This window comes from Roseateles subflavus (assembly GCF_030285365.1).
Lineage (GTDB): Bacteria > Pseudomonadota > Gammaproteobacteria > Burkholderiales > Burkholderiaceae_C > Roseateles_B > Roseateles_B subflavus.
Genome location: NZ_JASVDS010000002.1, coordinates 397,487 through 413,450, shown reverse-complemented (window position 1 = coordinate 413,450; position 15,964 = coordinate 397,487). Strand labels below are relative to the sequence as shown.

Here is a 15,964-nt window from a genome sequence, read left to right as displayed (position 1 = left end):
TGACTGCTTCTGAGCATTTCGATGCAGCATCTCGCTATGCTTCCGGGACATCACCTTCCTGGCCCTGAAATGCAGCTCGACGCTGATGGATTTGCCCTTGTTCCGAAGCTTTTGAGCGAAACAGAGTGCAACGGCGTTGCCCAAGCTCTTTCATCCGCCGATTCGAGAGGCGTCGGTTCGAGGCGGTTGTTGGAAGAGGATTGGTGTGCTGATCTCGCGCACAAGGTCATGATTCATCCTGAGATTCGCGGGTCCCTGCCGGCCAATGCTCGGGCAGTTCAGTGCACGTTTTTTGAGAAGTCTGCTGAAAAGAATTGGCTGGTGCCGATTCACCAGGACCTGAGCATCCCCGTTGCGCGTCGGGTAGGTCACCCGGGGTTGTCGGGCTGGAGTGAAAAGGAAGGCGCGGTGTTCGTACAGCCGCCGGACACGGTCCTTCGGCAACTCCTCGCAGTTCGCGTTCACATCGACCGCTGCTCCGAGGACGATGGGCCTCTCCGACTCGTCCCAGCCTCGCATGAGCTTGGTCGTGTCGATCCCGGCCGCGCTGCGATCTTGGGGCGGAGACAAGGCATCGTCGTGCCCGCGGAGCGGGGCGATGCACTGGTCATGCGCCCCTTGGTCCTGCACGCTTCCTCAAAGTCGTCAGGTACAAGCCGACGAAGAGTGTTGCATTTCCTGTTTGGCCCTGAAGCGCTACCGTTTGACCTTGCCTGGTGAGGGCGCCGCTCTTGCGTCGCCGTTCGGCCAGGAGCGGTCATCTACGAACGACCGGATTCAGTTAGGCTGGGCGACCCGCATACAAAAGGCATGTCCGCATGTACCCAATTCCCCAGCTAGCCTTGCAGATCGAAGCAGAGTGGGCTCCCGAGCTTGGCGAGCACTTCGGCCGGCTCACTGATCAGGTGCTGGAGAAGGTCAGACCGTGGTTTGATTTCCCTGAGGGACTGCTGCGAATCGAACTGATGGATGGTTCGGCCGTGCAGTTCAATCGTGCGTTTCACATCGTCAACGAAGCCAAACGCGCAATTGCCGTGTTTACGGAACATTGCGGTCACCATGTCTTCCCGCACTACGAGGCAAAGATCTATCGGGACGGGAGACTTGTCTATGCGCAAGCGGCCTGACCAGTCGTACTGCATCACCTTGAGCGTCCGCTCTCTAGGAGCCTGCTAGCCCTATTCCATTTCCGCTCCGGGTCGTCTGCTGCCCTCCAAAAAAACCAATGCACTTCCCGCCAGCCTAGCCCTGACAGGCGCCAAAAACGCAAAAGGGCGGCCCGTCAGGACCGCCCTTCTCGATCAGCGCATAGCCCCGATCACTTCTTCGCGGCGTACTCTTCCATCGGCTTGTCATTGGGGTTCGCCCAGGCCGCCTTGGTGGCTTCATTCAGCGGCATGCCGATCTTCGCGCCTGCGGGCGGGATGGGCTGCAGGAACCACTTGTCGTAGGTCTTGGCCAGCTCGCCGGACTTGATCATGCCCTTGATGCTGTCGTCCACGGCCTTCTTGAAGGCGGGGTCGTCCTTGCGCATCATGATGGCGATGGGCTCGACGGACAGCACCTCGCCGACGATCTTGTAGTCGGCCGGGGCCTTGGAGGTGGCGATGTTCTTGGCCAGGATGGAGCCGTCCATCACGAAGGCGTCGGCGCGGCCGGACTCCAGCAGCAGGAAGCTGTCCGCGTGGTCCTTGCCGAAGACTTCCTTGAAGTCCACGCCCGTGGCGCGCTCATGCTTGCGCAGGGTCTGGACCGAGGTGGTGCCGGTGGTCGTGGCCACGTGCTTGCCGTTGAGCTGCGCGATGGAGGTGATGCCCGAGTTGGCCTTCACGGCGATGCGCACTTCCTCGACGTAGGTCGTCACGGCAAAGGCGACGTCCTTCTGGCGGGTGGCGTTGTTGGTGGTGGAGCCGCACTCCAGGTCCACATTGCCGTTCTGCACCAGCGGGATGCGGTTCTGCGAGGTCACGGGCTGGTACTTGATCTCCAGCTTGGCCAGGCCCAGCTGCTTCTTCACGTCTTCCAGCACGTGGTGGCAGACGTCGATGTGGAAGCCCACGTACTTGCCGTCGCCGATGGTGTAGGACAGGCCCGAGGACTCGCGCACGCCCATGGTGACGGCGCCGGCGTCCTTGATCTTCTTCAGCGTGTCCTCGGCATGGACGGCCGTGGCGGCCATCAGGGCCAGGCTCAGCAGCGTCAGGGTCTTCTTCATCGGGTTCACTCCTTGATGACAGGGGATGGGATGGCGCAGCCAGCGTGGCGCGCGCGTGACGAGCTTGTACCGCAAAAACAGGGACACGGCAGCGGGGCCGCGCCCAGGCCTCAGCCGGCCCGGGCGAGGTCCTGCTGCTCCTTGAGGTAGTTCCACAGGGCCAGCGCCGCCGGCTTGCTGCGCTTGGCGATGGCGGGGCGCTCGCGGTAGATGCGCAGGTCCATGCTCAGCTCGAACTGCCCCTCGGGCGCCGCCCGCACGAGGCGGCCGGACTTGAGCTCACGGGCGACCGAGCTTGCGGGCAGGAAGGCCAGGCCGTGGCCCTCGATGGCCATGGCCTTGAGGCTCTCGGCCATGTCGGTCTCGTAGAGCGCATCCAGGTTCAGCGGCGTCGGCGAGGCCTTGACGATCAGCTCCACCAGGCGGCCGAGGTAGGCGCCCGCGGCGTAGCTGAGGAAGGGGATCTTCTGGCCCGGATGCCCGGGCAGGCTGAACAGCGGCCGGCCCTGCGCATCGGAGCGGGCATAGGCGGCGAGCGTCTCGTGGCCCAGCGAGGCCATCTCGTAGCGTTCCGGGTCCAGCTGCAAGGGCTGGCTCGCGTGGTGATACACCACCAGCAGGTCGCAGTTGCCTTCGCTGAGCTGCAGCGTGGCGTCGTGCACGTTCAGGGCATTGAGCCGGCTCTTGACCGCGCCGAAGCGCTGGCGCAGCTCCATCAGCCAGTGCGGGAAGAAGCTGAAGGCGAGCGAGTGCGGCACGGCGAACTCGATCATGTCCTGGCCGGCCGACTGGTGGCTGCGCAGCATGTTGCGCGTGGCCTGCAGGTTGCCCAGCACCTCCATCGCCTGCCCGAGCAGGGTCTCGCCCGCCGCGGTGAGGCGCGTGGGGTAGGAGGAGCGATCCACCAGGTCCACGCCCGCCCAGGCCTCCAGCGCCTGGATGCGGCGCGAGAAGGCGGGCTGGGTCACGTGCCGCAGCTGGGCCGAGCGCGAGAAGCTGCGCGTCTCGGCCAGGCTGACGAAGTCTTCAAGCCATTTGGTTTCCACGGGGGCAGTGTAGCGAAGGGGTCCGGCGGTGGGCGCGGGGGGATCAATGGGCGGCCTGCTGCAGCGCCCACATGCGGGCGTAGCGGCCCTGCTGCGCCAGCAGATCGGCATGCGTGCCGCGCTCGATGATGCGGCCCTGCTCCATCACGAGGATCTCGTGGGCATCGACGATGGTGGAGAGCCGGTGCGCAATGACGAGCACCGTCTTGTTCTGCGCCGCGGCCTCCAGCTCGGCCTGGATGGCGCGCTCGTTGCTGGAGTCCAGCGCCGAGGTGGCCTCGTCGAAGATCAGGATGGGCGGGTTCTTCAGCAGCGTGCGGGCGATGGCCACGCGCTGCTTCTCGCCGCCGGAGAGCTTGAGCCCGCGCTCGCCCACGGTGGTGTCGTAGCCCTTGGGTGTGGCGGCGATGAAACCGTGGATGTGGGCCGCCTTCGCCGCCGCCTCGATCTCGGCCTGCGTGGCACCGGGCCGGCCGTAGCCGATGTTGTAGGCGACGCTGTCGTTGAAGAGCACCGTGTCCTGCGGGACGATGCCGATGGCGCGGCGCACCGAGCCCTGCTGCACGGCGCGGATGTCCTGCCCGTCAATGCGGATGCAGCCGCCGTCGACGTCGTAGAAGCGGTACAGCAGCCGCGCGAGCGTGCTCTTGCCCGAGCCGCTGGGGCCCACCACCGCGACCTTCTTGCCGGCCGGGATCTCGAAGCTGATGCCGTGCAGGATGGGCCGCTCGGGATCGTAGGCGAAGCGCACGTCCTCGAAGCGCACCGCGCCGTGCGGCACGTCCAGCGCGGGCGCATCCGGCGCATCCGCCACCTCGCGCTCGCGGGAGAGCAGCTGGAACATTTTCTCCAGGTCGGTCAGGCTCTGCTTGATCTCGCGGTAGATCACGCCCAGGAAGTTCAGCGGGATGTAGAGCTGGATCATGAAGGCGTTGACCATCACGAGGTCCCCGAGGCTCATGTGCCCTGCCACCACGCCCTGCGTGGCGCGCCACAGCATGGCCACGAGCGCGAACGCGATGATCAGCTGCTGGCCCGTGTTGAGCATGGACAGCGTGCTCTGCGACTTCAGCTGCGCACGGCGCAGCTTCTCCAGGCTCTCGTTGTAGCGGCGGGCCTCGAAGTCCTCGTTGTTGAAGTACTTGACGGTCTCGTAGTTCAGCAGCGAATCAATGGCCTTGCTGTGCGCCACCGAGTCGAGCTCGTTGAGCTGCTTGCGGAACTGCGTGCGCCACTCCGTCACGTAGACGGTGAAGGCGATGTAGATGACGAGCGCGGCGATGGTGATGAGCGCGAACACGGCATCGAACTTCACGCCCAGCAGGGCCAGCACCAGCACCACCTCGATCAGCGTGGGCAGGATGCTGTAGAGCGAGTAGGAGATCAGCGAGTGCACGGCGCGGGTGCCACGCTCGATGTCGCGCGTCATGCCGCCGGTCTGGCGCTCCAGGTGGAAGCGCAGGGAGAGGTCGTGCAGGTGCCGGAAGACCTGCAGCGAGATGGCGCGCGAGGTGCCCTCGGTGGCCTTGGCAAACACCAGTTCGCGCAGCTCGGTGAACAACGAGGTCGAGAGCCGCAGCAGGCCGTAGGCCAGCAGCAGGCCGACGGGCACCACCAGCATCGATTCCGGCGAGCCGGGCTTGAGGCTCAGGCTGTCGACCAGCTCCTTGAGCAGCAGGGGCACACCCACGTTCGCCAGCTTGGCGGCCAGCATGAAGCTGAGCGCGAGCCCCACCCGCCAGCGGTAGTGCCACAGATAGGGCATCAGCTTGGCCACCGTGCCCCAGTCCCCCGTGACGGCGGTGTTCAGCGCCGGCGCGCGGCCCGCGGACGAGCCTGCGTGCGAGGGAGAGGCAGAAGTCGTGACAGAAGGATGACGGCGCATGGTGATAGGGAGAGAATGGGCCGCATTGTCACTGTTGTCCCGATCGCCCACCATGCCCGACACCCAAAGCCCCCTGGCCCCCGCCCCCAGCGCCGCTCCCGCCCCTGATGCCCGCGTCTGGCCCCGCGAGCTGGTGCTGCGCGTGATGCCCATGCCCGCGGACGCCAACCACAACGGCGACGTGTTCGGCGGCTGGATCATGGCCCAGGTGGACATCGCCGGCTCCATCCTGCCGGCGCGCCTCTCGCGCGGCCGCATCGCCACCGTGGCGGTGAAGGAGTTCCTGTTCAAGCAGCCCGTGTCCATCGGGGACCTGCTCTCCTTCTACGCCCAGGTCGTGCGCGTGGGGCGGACCTCCGTCACCGTGCAGGTCGAGGTGATCGCCGAGCGCAACCCGGCCAGCCCGCACGTGGTCAAGGTGACCGAGGCGCAGCTGACCTACGTCGCCATCGACAAGGACGGCAAGTCGCGCCCCTTCAGCATCGAGGACTGAGCCCGCCCGCCCCATGCAGGACACGCTGCTGATCGTCGGCGGCGGCGCGCTGGGCAGCGCCGTGGCCGCCTGCCTGGCCGAGCGCCCCGACTGGCGCGGCCGCATCACCGTGCTGGAACGGGATCCCACCTATGAGCGGGCCTCGTCGGCCCGTTCGGCGGCGTCGATCCGCCAGCAGTTCTCCACGCCCCTGAACATCGCCCTCTCCCTGCACGGACTGGAGGTGCTGCGCGCCGCCGGGCCGCAGGCGGCGCTGGTCGAGCAGGGCTATCTCTATCTGATTCCGCCCACGGGCGTCGCACAGCAGGAGGCGCTGCATGCGGTCCAGCGCGCGCAAGGGGCCGACGTCGCACTGCTGAGCCCGGCCGAGCTGCAGCGCCGTTTCCCCTGGCTGGCCACGCAAGACCTGGCCCTCGGCAGCTGGGGCCGCAGCGGCGAAGGCTGGTTCGACGGCTGGGGCCTGCTGCAGTCGCTGAAGCAGCGGGCGCAGGCCGCGGGGGTGCGCTACGTCAAGGACGAGGCGATCCGCTTCGAGACGAACGGCACCGGGCAGATCACCGGTGTGTGCACGGCCGGCGGTGACCGGCTCCGGGCCGACCGCCTCGTGCTGGCCGGCGGCGCCTGGTCCGCCCCGCTGGCGGCCACGGCGGGCATCGCGCTGCCGGTGAGCGCCCGCCGGCGCAGCGTCTATGCCTTCCGCACGCCGGAGCCCGCCGCCGGCTGCCCGCTGGTCATCGACCCCTCCGGCCTGTGGTTCCGTCCCGAGGGCCCCGGGCAGTTCCTCTGCGGCGGCCCCCCGCTGGGCGACGACGCGCCGGACCTGCCGCTGGACCCGGAGGCCGACCTCTTCGAGGAACGCCTGTGGCCGGCGCTGGCCGAGCGGGTGCCAGGTTTTGCCACCCTGCGCCAGGAGCGCAGCTGGGCGGGCTACTACGAGATGAACGACATCGATCACAACGGTCTCGTCGGCCCCTGGCCCGGGCAGGAGCGGCTGCTGATGGCCTGCGGATTCTCCGGGCACGGGCTGCAGCACGCGCCGGGCATCGGGCGCGGGCTGGCCGAATGGATCGCCGCCGGGCGCTACGAGACCCTGGACCTCTCGCCGCTGGGCGCGGACCGGCTGCAGCGCGGCGAGCCCTACCGTGAGCTCAACGTGATCTGAACGTCGACACGATCACGGCAGCTCGCGGTAGGCCGCCAGCTCGCCCCGCTGCCAGGCCTGCCGCTGGGTGCCGGCAAAGCGCTGGAAGGTGGCGCAGGGCATGCGGTCCCGGGCGCCGAAGGCCCGCGCCATCCGCCGCTCGACGGCGCTGAGCTCCCGCGCCACGGCCCGCGTCTGCTCGTCCAGCGTGCCGAGCCGCTTGACGATCTCCACCGCCGCCAGCGACACCCGCAGATCCTGGGGCGATGCGATCACGGTCCGGGCCAGCGTCTGGCAGACCTGCTGCCGGGCGGGAGCCTCCATGGCGGACTTCGTGCAGTGCGACAGCAGCAGCGTCTCGAGCCGGGGGCGCGGCATGTCCATCATGAGCTTCGTGTAGATGACGCCCTGGACCGAATCGTCCAGCGCAGCGAACTCAGGCACCTCCGCCAGCCAGCCGAACGGGGACCGGGGAATCGGCAGCGCAGGCCGCTGGCTCATCTGGAAGTAGCCCTCCTCGAGCGCCCCGGCCTGATCGGCCATGTGCGCCTCATACAGCCGCGCGACCTGCGCCTCCAGCGAGCCCGGATCCCGGAACTGCCAGCCTTCCGCCGAAAGGCTGTCACAGCCGGACCCCGCCCGCCGGGCCTTCGGCACCCCGAAGCAGGCCGCGTAGGCCAGGCCGTAGACGCGGGCGTCCCGGCCCTCGACGGCCCGCTTCACCAGCGGCGACAGGGCCAGCACGTAGGCCGACTCCCCCACCCGGTCCGCCTCGTCCTGGCACCGCGCGTTCGCCGCGCAGCCGGGGACGCCCTGCTGGAACTGCCGGACCGCCATCTGCCGACGGTCCCACGCCCCGAGGAACTGCCCGAAGGCCTGCCCCAGCTCACCCTTCGCCCCCTGCAGCTGGGTCGCTGCGCGCCGCGCGGCCTCGGCGAACGCCGTGTCCAGATCCTGCGGGGCGACTTGGGCGGCCGGGTCGGCGTCCCCGCCGTCCTCCCGGGCGCACAGCAGCCCTTGCGCTGGGCGCCCCGGAGAGGACGCGGCGCTGGCGGGCGCCGGCGCCGGGGCGGCGTCGGCCACAGGGGCCACAGGGGCCAGCGGCGCCTCGCGGCTGGGCGGCGACGGGAGCGGCGCCGGCGGAGAGTCCGCCGGCGCCAGCAGCAGGGCCAGCAGCAGGGCCAGCAGCGCCACGCCGCCGGCCAGGACGGCCCGCAGCGTGCGTGCCGGCGGGCGGCGGACGGGTTCCGGGAATCCAGATGTCTTCATGGCTCAGCACCCGGCCGCCTGCAGTGGCACCCTCGGCCGTGGCGGCATGTCAAGGGCGCGGGCCGGCGGCCCGGCAGGCTCGGCGGCCGGCCAGGGGCGCAAGGCGCCGTCGCGCAGCTCGTAGCAGGTCTCCAGCAGCGCCAGCACCTGCGGCCGGTGCGTGATCACCACGACGCAGCATGGCAAGGCACGGATCCTCGCCATGATCTCCAGCTCGGTGTCCACGTCCAGGTGGCTGGTGGCCTCGTCCAGGATCAGGATGTCCGCGCGCTTGTACAGCGCCCGCGCGATGAGCAGGCGCTGCCGCTGCCCGCCGGACAGCGTGCGCGCCGACTCGCCGATCACGGTCCGGTAGCCCATGGGCATCCGGACGATGTCGTCATGGAGGGCCGCCATCCGCGCCGCCCACTCGACACGAGCGGCGTCCACGTCGGCATCGAAGAAGGCGATGTTCTCCTGGAGCGTGCCGGCCAGCAGCGTGTCGTCCTGCGTGACCGCGGCGACCTGCGTGCGCCAGGCCCGGGCCATGCCCTCGTCCATGACGACGTCGTTCAGACGGATGACGCCGTCGGTGGGCCGCACCAGCCCGAGCATCAGCCGGGCCAGCGTGGACTTGCCCGCACCGCTTGCGCCCTTGAGGCCGATGCACTGCTTCGGCGCCAGCACCAGGTCGAGATCGCGCAGCACCGGCTGCCCGTCCCGCGCATACCGGTAGCCGACGCCTTGCAGCTGGAGGCTCGCCAGCGGCGCCAGGGGAGCCCGCGTGGCCGGCCCCGGTTCGGGCGCCTCCAGCAGGATGTCGGACAGGCGCTCGCCATGCACGGCCAGCATGCGGAAGCCCAGGATGGCGTCGATCACCGCCACCAGGCGGTTGCCGAAGGTGGCCGCGTAGGCGGAGAAGGCCATGAGGAAGCCCAGCGTCATCTGCCCGGCCAGCACGGACGTCGCGCCGAAGTAGAAGATGAACAGGCCCTGCACGCCGAAGATCAGCACGACGCCGCCGTGATAGACGAGCGTGAAGTTCTCGGTCCGGAGGTCCCGGTTCTGCACCGCCTGGCGCAGGTTCTGCCAGCGGGAGATGCGGTCCGCCTCCCGGGAGAACAGCTTGATGGGCATCATCGAGCGGACGATCTCCAGAAGGAACTGGCTCTCGCGGCTGGCCAGCATCAGCCGCTCGCGCGCGGCGGCCTCGAAATAGGGGTAGGTCAGCGCCTTGAGCGCCAGGTACACGAGGATGGGGACAACGACGACGACCGACAGCGAGGGGCTCAGGCCGATCATCATCGCGAACGCCGCCGCGAGCACGACCACATCGAACAGAGAGCCCAGCGCGATGCCGGTCAGCACCGACTGGATGGTCCCGGCGCTGCCAAGCCGGCTGAGCACCTCGCCGGAGCCCCGCGCATCGAAGAAGCGCATCGGCAGCCGGACCAGGTGATTCAGGATCCGGCTCATCCAGCCCAGGGACAGCTCCTGGCTCCAGCGCATCAGCAGCCAGCCCCGCAGCAGACTGGTGGCGGTCTGTGTCAGCAGCAGCGCGGCAAAGCAGGCCGTGAGCGGCAGCAGGAGCTCCGTCGCATGGCCGCCGATGACGTCGTCGATGACGAACTTGCTGAACAGCGGGGACCCCAGCGCCAGCAGCTCCAGGATCAGCGTCAGGAACAGCAGCTGCCCGACGGCGCCCCACGCACCGGCCACCGGCCCCAGCAGCGCGAGCACCGAGGGCGGACGCGCCGCCTGGCCGCCTCGCTGGAAGGACTCGCCGGGCCACAGCTCCAGCGCCATGCCCGAGAAATGCGGCGACAGCGCCGCCAGGCTCAGGCGGCGCAGTCCGACCGCCGGATCGAAGATCGTGGCCACACGCTCGCCCCGCAAGGTCCGGGAGACCTTCAGCAGCACGACGAAGTGGCTCAGGTCCCAGTGCAGGATGCAGGGCACGCGCAGCCGGTCCAGCGCCTCCAGCGGCACGCGCAGCGGCCGGCTGGAGAGGCCGATTCCGGCGGACACCGTGATGAGCGTGGCCATGGTCAGGCCCCGAGAATGCCCGCCGGCAAGCTGGCGCAGCAGGGGCAGGCCCAGGGCCTTCCCGTGATGACTCGCGACCGTGGCGAGGCAGGCGAGACCGCACTCCCCGGTCTCTGACTGGAACACATGCTTCAAGGAAATCGCCCGTGGAAAGCGCAGGGAACAGGCCGGCGCGGGCGGGGTTCGATCCCCCGCCCCACCGGCCTCCCGAGGATCAGCGGACCACCTTCTGCAGGCGGATGCGGATGCCGTCGGTGAACAGCTCGCCGGACTTCTGCTCGAGAATCTTCTCCAGCAGCCCGCTGTCGAGATGGGCCTCCCGGTGGAGCCAGTGGGACTGGTACTTCAGCTGGCCACCCAGGGCCTTCGAGGCCTTCTTCAGGCGCTTCTCGTTGGGGGCGGTCAGCACGATCTCGTGGTCGCTCACGGACGTCAGCGCCGCGAAGTAGTAGCCCTTCTGCGCATCGCCGGTCTCGACGAACAGCAGCTGCTGCGCGCCCACCTGCCGGACGTAGGCCCGCACGGAAGGCAGGCCCTCGGCGGCCTCGGGCTGCCATTGCAGGGTCGCGAATTCGCCGTTGCTGACCTCGACGTTCAGCACCTGCGCGCGGATGCCGCCCACGTCATCCGCCTGCACCCGCCACAGGCCGGCCAGGGACGCCGACACCGGCAGCGCCTGCCCCAGCGGGGCGGGTGTGCGAGGCCCGCAGCCGGCCAGGCAGACCAGCAGCCAGCCGACCAGCATCAGACCGACGGAGCGCCAGCCCTTGAATGGAGTCACGTTCCGCATGGCATCAGCCTCCCAGCCCCTTCATGCACACACGGAAGGCCTCCTTGCGAATCTCCTCATCGCTCGGGATGAAGCCCCGGGCCACGAAGGGAATCCGGCCGTCCTTCTTGGCCCGGTTGACCTCGGCGACGGTCTCGTCCGCCACGGCATCGCAGATCTCCTTCTTCTTGGGCTGCGGCAGGTCGCGCACGCCACCGTCCCCGGCGGACGAGGAGCCGCCGCCGCCGCCCCCGCTGGTCAGGAAGAAGTAGCCCAGCGGCAGGAAGTTGCTGCTGAACTCGACCTGGTAGGTTCTGGACCCATTGATCGTGACCTTCGGCAGGCACGGCGTCACCTCGTCGCCGTCCTCGCAGTCGCCACCGCTGATGTATCGCGTGTCGTCGAAACTCAGCTCCTGCATGCCCCAGTACGTCGAATGCCTCTTGTTTTCACTGCTCATCGTCAGTCCTCCCTGTAGTGAATGGATGAAGTCCGCGGATCGGTCACGAGGACCGTCCCGCCTTGAACATGAGGGTCACACGCGCCGCGGTGCAGATCCGCGAGACCCCGCGCGCCGCGTGCAGGATGGATCCATCGAAGATCACCGCCCGCCCTGGCCGCGGCAGGACGGCATGGACGATGTCCCCCTCGGCATTGAAGAAGACCGTCTCGCCGGCCCAGTCCGGCTGCCAGCGCGGGTTCAGGTAGATGACCACCGTCTTCTGGCCCGGCGCCGGGGAGTCCACATGCGGGTAGCCCTCCACGCCGTAGGTGTGGGCGTTGGCGTAGCAGCGCAGCAGCGCATGGCCGGGCAGGCAGCGGCGCTGCACCGTGTCCCAGAGAGCCGCCACTGCCCGGAGGGCCGGGTCGGCGGCCAGCCGCTGCGTCTGGTCCTGCTGGTTGTTCTTGCGGGTCTTCAGGAAATCATGGTTCCAGTGCGAGAGCGGATTCACGCCATTCACCGAGCGCCAGCCGTAGGTCCAGCGCACATCCTCCTCGAAGAAGGTCTGCACCGCGTCGATCTGGGCCGCCTCGAACAGGTCGTCATGGCGCTGGATGGACAGCTCGTCGCCCTGGGGCAGGACGGGCACTTGGGGATCCCTGGCATTCATCGCAGCTTTCTCTTCAGCAGATCAAGGACATTCATGGCCTGCCCCGGCATCTCCACCCGGAGCTTCGACCAGGGCGGGTGCCCCGCGCACCCCGAAGGGTCGCCCGGCCCACGGCCCGCCATCAGGGCGATCACGACGCATTGCGCGTCTCCCGGCGCCTGGCCCTCGGCCAGCCCGTCACAGGCCGTGTGGCCCCCGCTCCCGCGCCGGACGGCGCCCCGGTGGATCACCCGCCCCTCGCCCACCTTGCGAAGCGAGCCGCCCTCGACCCCCGCGACCCGGGCCAGATCGCCCACCGCAACGCCCCCCGCCTCGGCGACCGGCACACGCAGGGCCACGACGCCCTGACCGTCCGCCGCCAGGCCGGACTGGTACACGGACGACTCCAGCGCCACCGGGATCCGCAGGCCCCCCAGCACCGCCGCCAATGCGCTCCAGGGGAGCAGCACGATGAGCAGCAGCCACCGCCGGGACAAGGGCTGGGTCAGGCGAAGATCGCCCGTGGCACCGGATCGGTGGGCCACTGCTTCAGGACGGTAGGCAACAGGTTCCAAGACGCTGGGAAGGCAAGTTCAATGCAAGGGACACAGGCAGGCACGGGCCGCAGGGCCTCGACGCTGCACGCGCCACAGCGGCACGGTTCAATGACCAAGGAGACCGCCGCCACGACAGGGCGCAGGGTCGGATTCAGGCAGGAGGAATGGATCAGGCCAGCATGGGGGAGTCTCGGGCATCGCGCGGACCGCGAATGCCTTGCAGTGGGACGGCTGGCTGGCAGAGGTGGCGTCCTGGAGCGCTTCAGAAGAAGCGGGACGGCCACTGGCTGGCTGGGTTAGCAATTGTCAAGAAATGGGCGCCCTTGAGCAAGGGCAGCGTCCGCTCCGCGTGCGCATAGCGGTCGGTGAGGCGCCCCAACCGGGCACGTGCAGCCACGGGGACGACGTCAGGCCTCAGGTGACCACGCCCGGCGTTCCCGGAGCAGCCGCTGGCACAGGGCCTGCGCCCAGACCTCGTAGCCTGCCGGGCCGGGGTGGAAGCCATCCTCGGCCATGTGCTGTGCCGCAGCGGCGCCGTGCAGATGGGCCGGCAAGGCCTGCAGGCCGCGGTCTCGACGGCCGATCAGATGGCGCGCGAGGCGCCGGTTCAGGCGCTGCGACTGCGCCCCCAGCATCCAGCGCAGGGGTTGGGGCAGCAGCGGGAAGGCATGCATGGGCGGCACGGCGCTGTGCAGGCTGTAGCGTACGCCGCAGCGCTCGGCGGCCATCGCATGGATGGCGTCGAGGTCCTGCAGGCAGTGGCTCGCGCGGCGCTGACCGACGACGTCGTTGACGCCCAGGGCCGTCACCAGCACGTCGGCCGGCTCCAGCGGGGCCTCGGCCAGGTGGCGGCGCGCATCGGCGCTGTCATGCCCCGTGCAGGCCACGAGCTGCCAGTGCACGCGGCCACCCAGGGCCTCGGCCAGATGAGCCGCCAGCCGCCCGGCGAGGGCCAGGTCTTGCGTGGGCGCCCCGACGCCCGCGCCGGAGGAATCGCCCACGATCAGCAGACGCAGCGCCAAGGCGCCCTGCCCGGCCTGCCCGGCGCGCGCGCCCGCGGCCTCGGGCAGCTTCAGCGCGCGGCGACGCACCTGCCGGCCCTGCCACAGCAGCACCGGCGCGAGCAGCAGCCTGGCTGCGCCGAGCATCAGTCGAACTGGGAGAAGTCGGGCTGGCGCTTCTGGAAGAAGGCCTGGAAGGCTTCCGTGGCCTCGGGGGAGCGCAGGCGGGCACCGAAGATCTCGGCCTCCGTCTTGATCGTCTCCTGCAGCTGCTCGATGCTGTGGCGGCGCATCAGGCGCTTGCTCTCGCGCACCGCGCTGGGGGCCAGGCTGTTGAAGCGCTCGGCCACGCGGCGGGCGTGGTTGACCACCTCGCCGGCGGGCAGCACGGCGTTGGCGATGCCGCATTCCACGGCGTCAGCGCCGGTGAACGGATCGCCCAGCAGCAGCTTCTCGGCCGACTTCACATGCCCCATGAGGCGCGGCACGACCAGGCTGGAACCGAACTCCGGCACCAGGCCCAGGCTCACGAAGGGCATCGCGAGGCGGGCGTCATCGGCCACGTAGACGAAGTCGCAATGCAGCAGCAGCGTGGTGCCGATGCCGATGGCCGCGCCGTTCACCGCGGCGATCACGGGCTTCTCGCAGCCCAGCAGCGCGCGCATGAACTGGAACACCGGCGCGTCCTCGTCCCGCGGCGGGCTGCCCATGAAGTCCTCGATGTCGTTGCCCGAGGTGAAGATCTGGGGCTGGCCCTGGATCAGCACGGCGCGCACGGCCTTGTCGCCGTTGGCGGCGATCAGGGCGTCGGCCATGGCCTGGTACATCGCGCGGGTCAGCGCATTCTTCTTCTCGGGGCGTGCGATCTCGAGGGTCAGCACGCCGTTGACGGTGGCGGTCTTGATGGTCACGGCTTCTCTCCAGGCAAATTCCTTGGGGGCGGATGATGCCAGAGCGGCGGGGCGGCCCTGGCGCGTCGGGAGCTCAGGCAGCGGCAGGCCGCAGGCGCTCCCAGTGGTGGGCGATGTGCATGAGGTGGGCGCGCTGGTACTCGGGCTTGCTCAGTGCACCGTAGGCGAAGTGGGGCTTGAGCGGGCCGGTCCAGGCGGCGAAGGCGTCCATGGCATCGAGCAGGCGCTGCACGCCCTGCTTGAGCGTGGCCTCGGCGTCGAGCGCGGGCGCGCCGGGGATGGGCTCGTCGCGGTCGTGGCTCATCTTGCCGCGGGCATCGAACAGCGCGAACGCCGTCTTGCCGAGCGAGGCCTGGAACCAGGCCGGCTTGGGCTGCGGGTAGCCGCTCATCGAGTACTCGATGCTCTGGGCCAGATGGACGAGCAGCTGCGGCACGGTCCAGGCGCCGTCATGGCGCATGGGATGGAAGCGCAGCTCCAGCACGGCCTTCTGCACCTCCGCCCAGGCCTGGAAGCCCTCGGGCAACCGGCCCTCGCAGGCGCTCAGGAGCCCCGTGCTCGACAGCAGGGCCGCACTCAGCAGGAGGCGGCGGGACGGTTCGGTGGCCTGGGGGTCAGGTCTTGTGTCCATGGTCAGGCTCCTTGCAGCCAGTGGCTCACGCGGGGCCAGAGCTTGGCCTCGAAGCGCGCGCGGAAGAATCCGAAATGCCCGATGCGGCGCTCGCCCACGTCCTTCGGGGCGATGCGCTGCAGCTCGGGCCGGGCGCCGGCGTAGAAGCCGTGCAGGCTCTCGGTGTTGCGGCGGGACATGAACTCGTCGTCGGTGAACGAGAGGGACAGCATCGGCAGCTGGAGCGCCGCGTACTGCCGGCGCAGCGCGTCGCCGCCCTCGCCCATCATGTAGTCCCGGTCCAGGCACCAGCGGCGCCACTGCGCCATGACGCCGCGCGGCAGGTCACCGACCTTGCGCAGGCGGCGGCCCGGGAAATAGCCGAACAGCGGCAGGCTCAGCGGCACCACCACGTACCACAGCCACCAGACATAGCGGCGCAGGCCCGCCGAGTTCTCGCGCCAGTAGCCGCTGCCGGTCCCCACGGTCACGGCCTTGGCCACGCGCTCGCGGTTGGGCAGCAGGCCGAGAATCTGGCCGCCCAGGCTGTGACCCAGCCAGTGCAGGGGCCGCTCGGGGCCCAGCAGGCGGGACAACTCGTCCACCGCCGCGGCGGCGTCCTGCTCGGCCCAGGTGCGGATGTCGGCGTCCAGGCCCTTGAGCGAATGGCGCATGCCGTCCGGCCGGGAGGCCCCCATGCCGCGGTAGTCGAAGCTCATCACGAGCCAGCCCTGCGCGGCCATCCAGCGGGCGAAGTCGGCGTAGTAGCGCTGCTCGACGCCCATGGCCGGCGCGATCAGCAGGCCGGCGCGCGCGGTGGCCGGATCGCCATAGAGATGGCCGCTCAAGGCAAAGCCGTCACGGGACTGGAAGTGCAGCATGGCGGGGCTCCTCATCGTTTCGGACCTGCAATGAAAAACGCGGCCCGCAGGCCGCGTTGCTCAGGCGTCG

The 15,964-nt window shown here is 69.5% G+C and carries 17 protein-coding genes; 4 read left to right on the top strand and 13 right to left on the bottom strand.

The window, feature by feature from the left end; genetic code table 11:
* Positions 1-21: 21 nt before the first annotated feature.
* Together QRD43_RS07665 and QRD43_RS07660 are read left to right on the top strand one after the other, a co-directional pair.
* Entirely contained in the window at positions 22-720 is a 699-nt protein-coding gene (locus QRD43_RS07665; RefSeq protein ID WP_285981896.1) for a phytanoyl-CoA dioxygenase family protein, read from the top strand.
* Positions 721-818: 98 nt separating this feature from the next.
* Positions 819-1,127 (top strand): hypothetical protein, encoded by a 309-nt coding sequence (locus QRD43_RS07660; RefSeq protein ID WP_285981895.1) that lies wholly within the window; start codon positions 819-821, stop codon positions 1,125-1,127.
* A gap of 191 nt (positions 1,128-1,318) precedes the next feature.
* Here the strand turns inward: QRD43_RS07660 and QRD43_RS07655 are convergent, their stop codons facing one another.
* The 3 genes from QRD43_RS07655 to QRD43_RS07645 form a co-directional block, all read right to left on the bottom strand.
* A complete protein-coding gene (locus tag QRD43_RS07655) occupies positions 1,319-2,179 on the bottom strand; it encodes an amino acid ABC transporter substrate-binding protein (RefSeq protein WP_434063859.1) in 861 nt (286 codons plus the stop codon).
* 146 nt (positions 2,180-2,325) lie between these two features.
* Complete coding sequence (locus QRD43_RS07650) at positions 2,326-3,261, bottom strand: LysR substrate-binding domain-containing protein (RefSeq protein ID WP_285981893.1); 936 nt, start codon at positions 3,259-3,261, stop codon at positions 2,326-2,328.
* Positions 3,262-3,304: 43 nt separating this feature from the next.
* Positions 3,305-5,146, bottom strand: coding sequence for an ABCB family ABC transporter ATP-binding protein/permease (locus QRD43_RS07645; RefSeq protein ID WP_285981892.1), 1,842 nt, complete (start codon positions 5,144-5,146; stop codon positions 3,305-3,307).
* A gap of 52 nt (positions 5,147-5,198) precedes the next feature.
* On the opposite strand from QRD43_RS07645, the gene QRD43_RS07640 reads away from it, so the two are divergent.
* A complete protein-coding gene (locus QRD43_RS07640) occupies positions 5,199-5,639 on the top strand; it encodes an acyl-CoA thioesterase (protein WP_434063840.1) in 441 nt (146 codons plus the stop codon).
* A 13-nt stretch (positions 5,640-5,652) separates the two neighbouring features.
* A complete protein-coding gene (locus QRD43_RS07635; RefSeq protein ID WP_285981891.1) occupies positions 5,653-6,801 on the top strand; it encodes an NAD(P)/FAD-dependent oxidoreductase in 1,149 nt (382 codons plus the stop codon).
* 12 nt (positions 6,802-6,813) lie between these two features.
* Here the strand turns inward: QRD43_RS07635 and QRD43_RS07630 are convergent, their stop codons facing one another.
* From QRD43_RS07630 to QRD43_RS07585, 10 genes are all read right to left on the bottom strand, one after another.
* On the bottom strand, positions 6,814-8,049 hold the full coding sequence (locus tag QRD43_RS07630; protein WP_285981890.1) for a hypothetical protein: 1,236 nt from the start codon (positions 8,047-8,049) through the stop codon (positions 6,814-6,816).
* Positions 8,050-8,052: 3 nt separating this feature from the next.
* The gene (locus QRD43_RS07625; RefSeq protein ID WP_285982496.1) at positions 8,053-10,200 is read right to left on the bottom strand and encodes a peptidase domain-containing ABC transporter; all 2,148 of its coding nucleotides are present in this window, start codon (positions 10,198-10,200) and stop codon (positions 8,053-8,055) included.
* An 88-nt stretch (positions 10,201-10,288) separates the two neighbouring features.
* Positions 10,289-10,864, bottom strand: coding sequence for a hypothetical protein (locus QRD43_RS07620; protein ID WP_285981889.1), 576 nt, complete (start codon positions 10,862-10,864; stop codon positions 10,289-10,291).
* A gap of 4 nt (positions 10,865-10,868) precedes the next feature.
* Positions 10,869-11,303 (bottom strand): hypothetical protein, encoded by a 435-nt coding sequence (locus tag QRD43_RS07615; RefSeq protein ID WP_285981888.1) that lies wholly within the window; start codon positions 11,301-11,303, stop codon positions 10,869-10,871.
* Between the two features lie 43 nt (positions 11,304-11,346).
* Positions 11,347-11,934, bottom strand: a complete 588-nt coding sequence (locus QRD43_RS07610; RefSeq protein ID WP_285981887.1) for a 2OG-Fe(II) oxygenase — start codon at positions 11,932-11,934, stop codon at positions 11,347-11,349.
* 17 nt (positions 11,935-11,951) lie between these two features.
* On the bottom strand, positions 11,952-12,431 hold the full coding sequence (locus tag QRD43_RS07605) for a hypothetical protein (protein WP_285981886.1): 480 nt from the start codon (positions 12,429-12,431) through the stop codon (positions 11,952-11,954).
* Between the two features lie 467 nt (positions 12,432-12,898).
* Positions 12,899-13,639 (bottom strand): SGNH/GDSL hydrolase family protein, encoded by a 741-nt coding sequence (locus QRD43_RS07600; RefSeq protein WP_285981885.1) that lies wholly within the window; start codon positions 13,637-13,639, stop codon positions 12,899-12,901.
* Positions 13,639-14,403 carry an enoyl-CoA hydratase gene (locus QRD43_RS07595; protein WP_285981884.1) on the bottom strand — a complete coding sequence of 255 codons (765 nt, stop codon included), beginning with the start codon at positions 14,401-14,403 and terminating at the stop codon, positions 13,639-13,641. Before QRD43_RS07595 ends, QRD43_RS07600 begins: the two co-directional genes overlap by 1 nt.
* A gap of 73 nt (positions 14,404-14,476) precedes the next feature.
* On the bottom strand, positions 14,477-15,034 hold the full coding sequence (locus tag QRD43_RS07590; protein ID WP_285981883.1) for a DUF1569 domain-containing protein: 558 nt from the start codon (positions 15,032-15,034) through the stop codon (positions 14,477-14,479).
* Between the two features lie 2 nt (positions 15,035-15,036).
* Positions 15,037-15,894 (bottom strand): alpha/beta hydrolase family protein, encoded by an 858-nt coding sequence (locus tag QRD43_RS07585; RefSeq protein ID WP_285981882.1) that lies wholly within the window; start codon positions 15,892-15,894, stop codon positions 15,037-15,039.
* Positions 15,895-15,964 lie beyond the last annotated feature (70 nt).

Excerpts from the sequence above, each read along its gene's own strand:
- QRD43_RS07665 (WP_285981896.1), top strand. The coding sequence starts at position 22 with ATGCAGCATCTCGCTATGCTTCCGGGACATCACCTTCCTGGCCCTGAA.
- QRD43_RS07660 (WP_285981895.1), top strand. The coding sequence starts at position 819 with ATGTACCCAATTCCCCAGCTAGCCTTGCAGATCGAAGCAGAGTGGGCT.
- QRD43_RS07655 (WP_434063859.1), bottom strand. The coding sequence starts at position 2,179 with ATGGCCGCCACGGCCGTCCATGCCGAGGACACGCTGAAGAAGATCAAG.
- QRD43_RS07645 (WP_285981892.1), bottom strand. The coding sequence starts at position 5,146 with ATGCGCCGTCATCCTTCTGTCACGACTTCTGCCTCTCCCTCGCACGCA.
- QRD43_RS07640 (WP_434063840.1), top strand. The coding sequence starts at position 5,199 with ATGCCCGACACCCAAAGCCCCCTGGCCCCCGCCCCCAGCGCCGCTCCC.
- QRD43_RS07635 (WP_285981891.1), top strand. The coding sequence starts at position 5,653 with ATGCAGGACACGCTGCTGATCGTCGGCGGCGGCGCGCTGGGCAGCGCC.
- QRD43_RS07630 (WP_285981890.1), bottom strand. The coding sequence starts at position 8,049 with ATGAAGACATCTGGATTCCCGGAACCCGTCCGCCGCCCGCCGGCACGC.
- QRD43_RS07620 (WP_285981889.1), bottom strand. The coding sequence starts at position 10,864 with ATGCGGAACGTGACTCCATTCAAGGGCTGGCGCTCCGTCGGTCTGATG.
- QRD43_RS07615 (WP_285981888.1), bottom strand. The coding sequence starts at position 11,303 with ATGAGCAGTGAAAACAAGAGGCATTCGACGTACTGGGGCATGCAGGAG.
- QRD43_RS07600 (WP_285981885.1), bottom strand. The coding sequence starts at position 13,639 with ATGCTCGGCGCAGCCAGGCTGCTGCTCGCGCCGGTGCTGCTGTGGCAG.
- QRD43_RS07590 (WP_285981883.1), bottom strand. The coding sequence starts at position 15,034 with ATGGACACAAGACCTGACCCCCAGGCCACCGAACCGTCCCGCCGCCTC.
- QRD43_RS07585 (WP_285981882.1), bottom strand. The coding sequence starts at position 15,894 with ATGCTGCACTTCCAGTCCCGTGACGGCTTTGCCTTGAGCGGCCATCTC.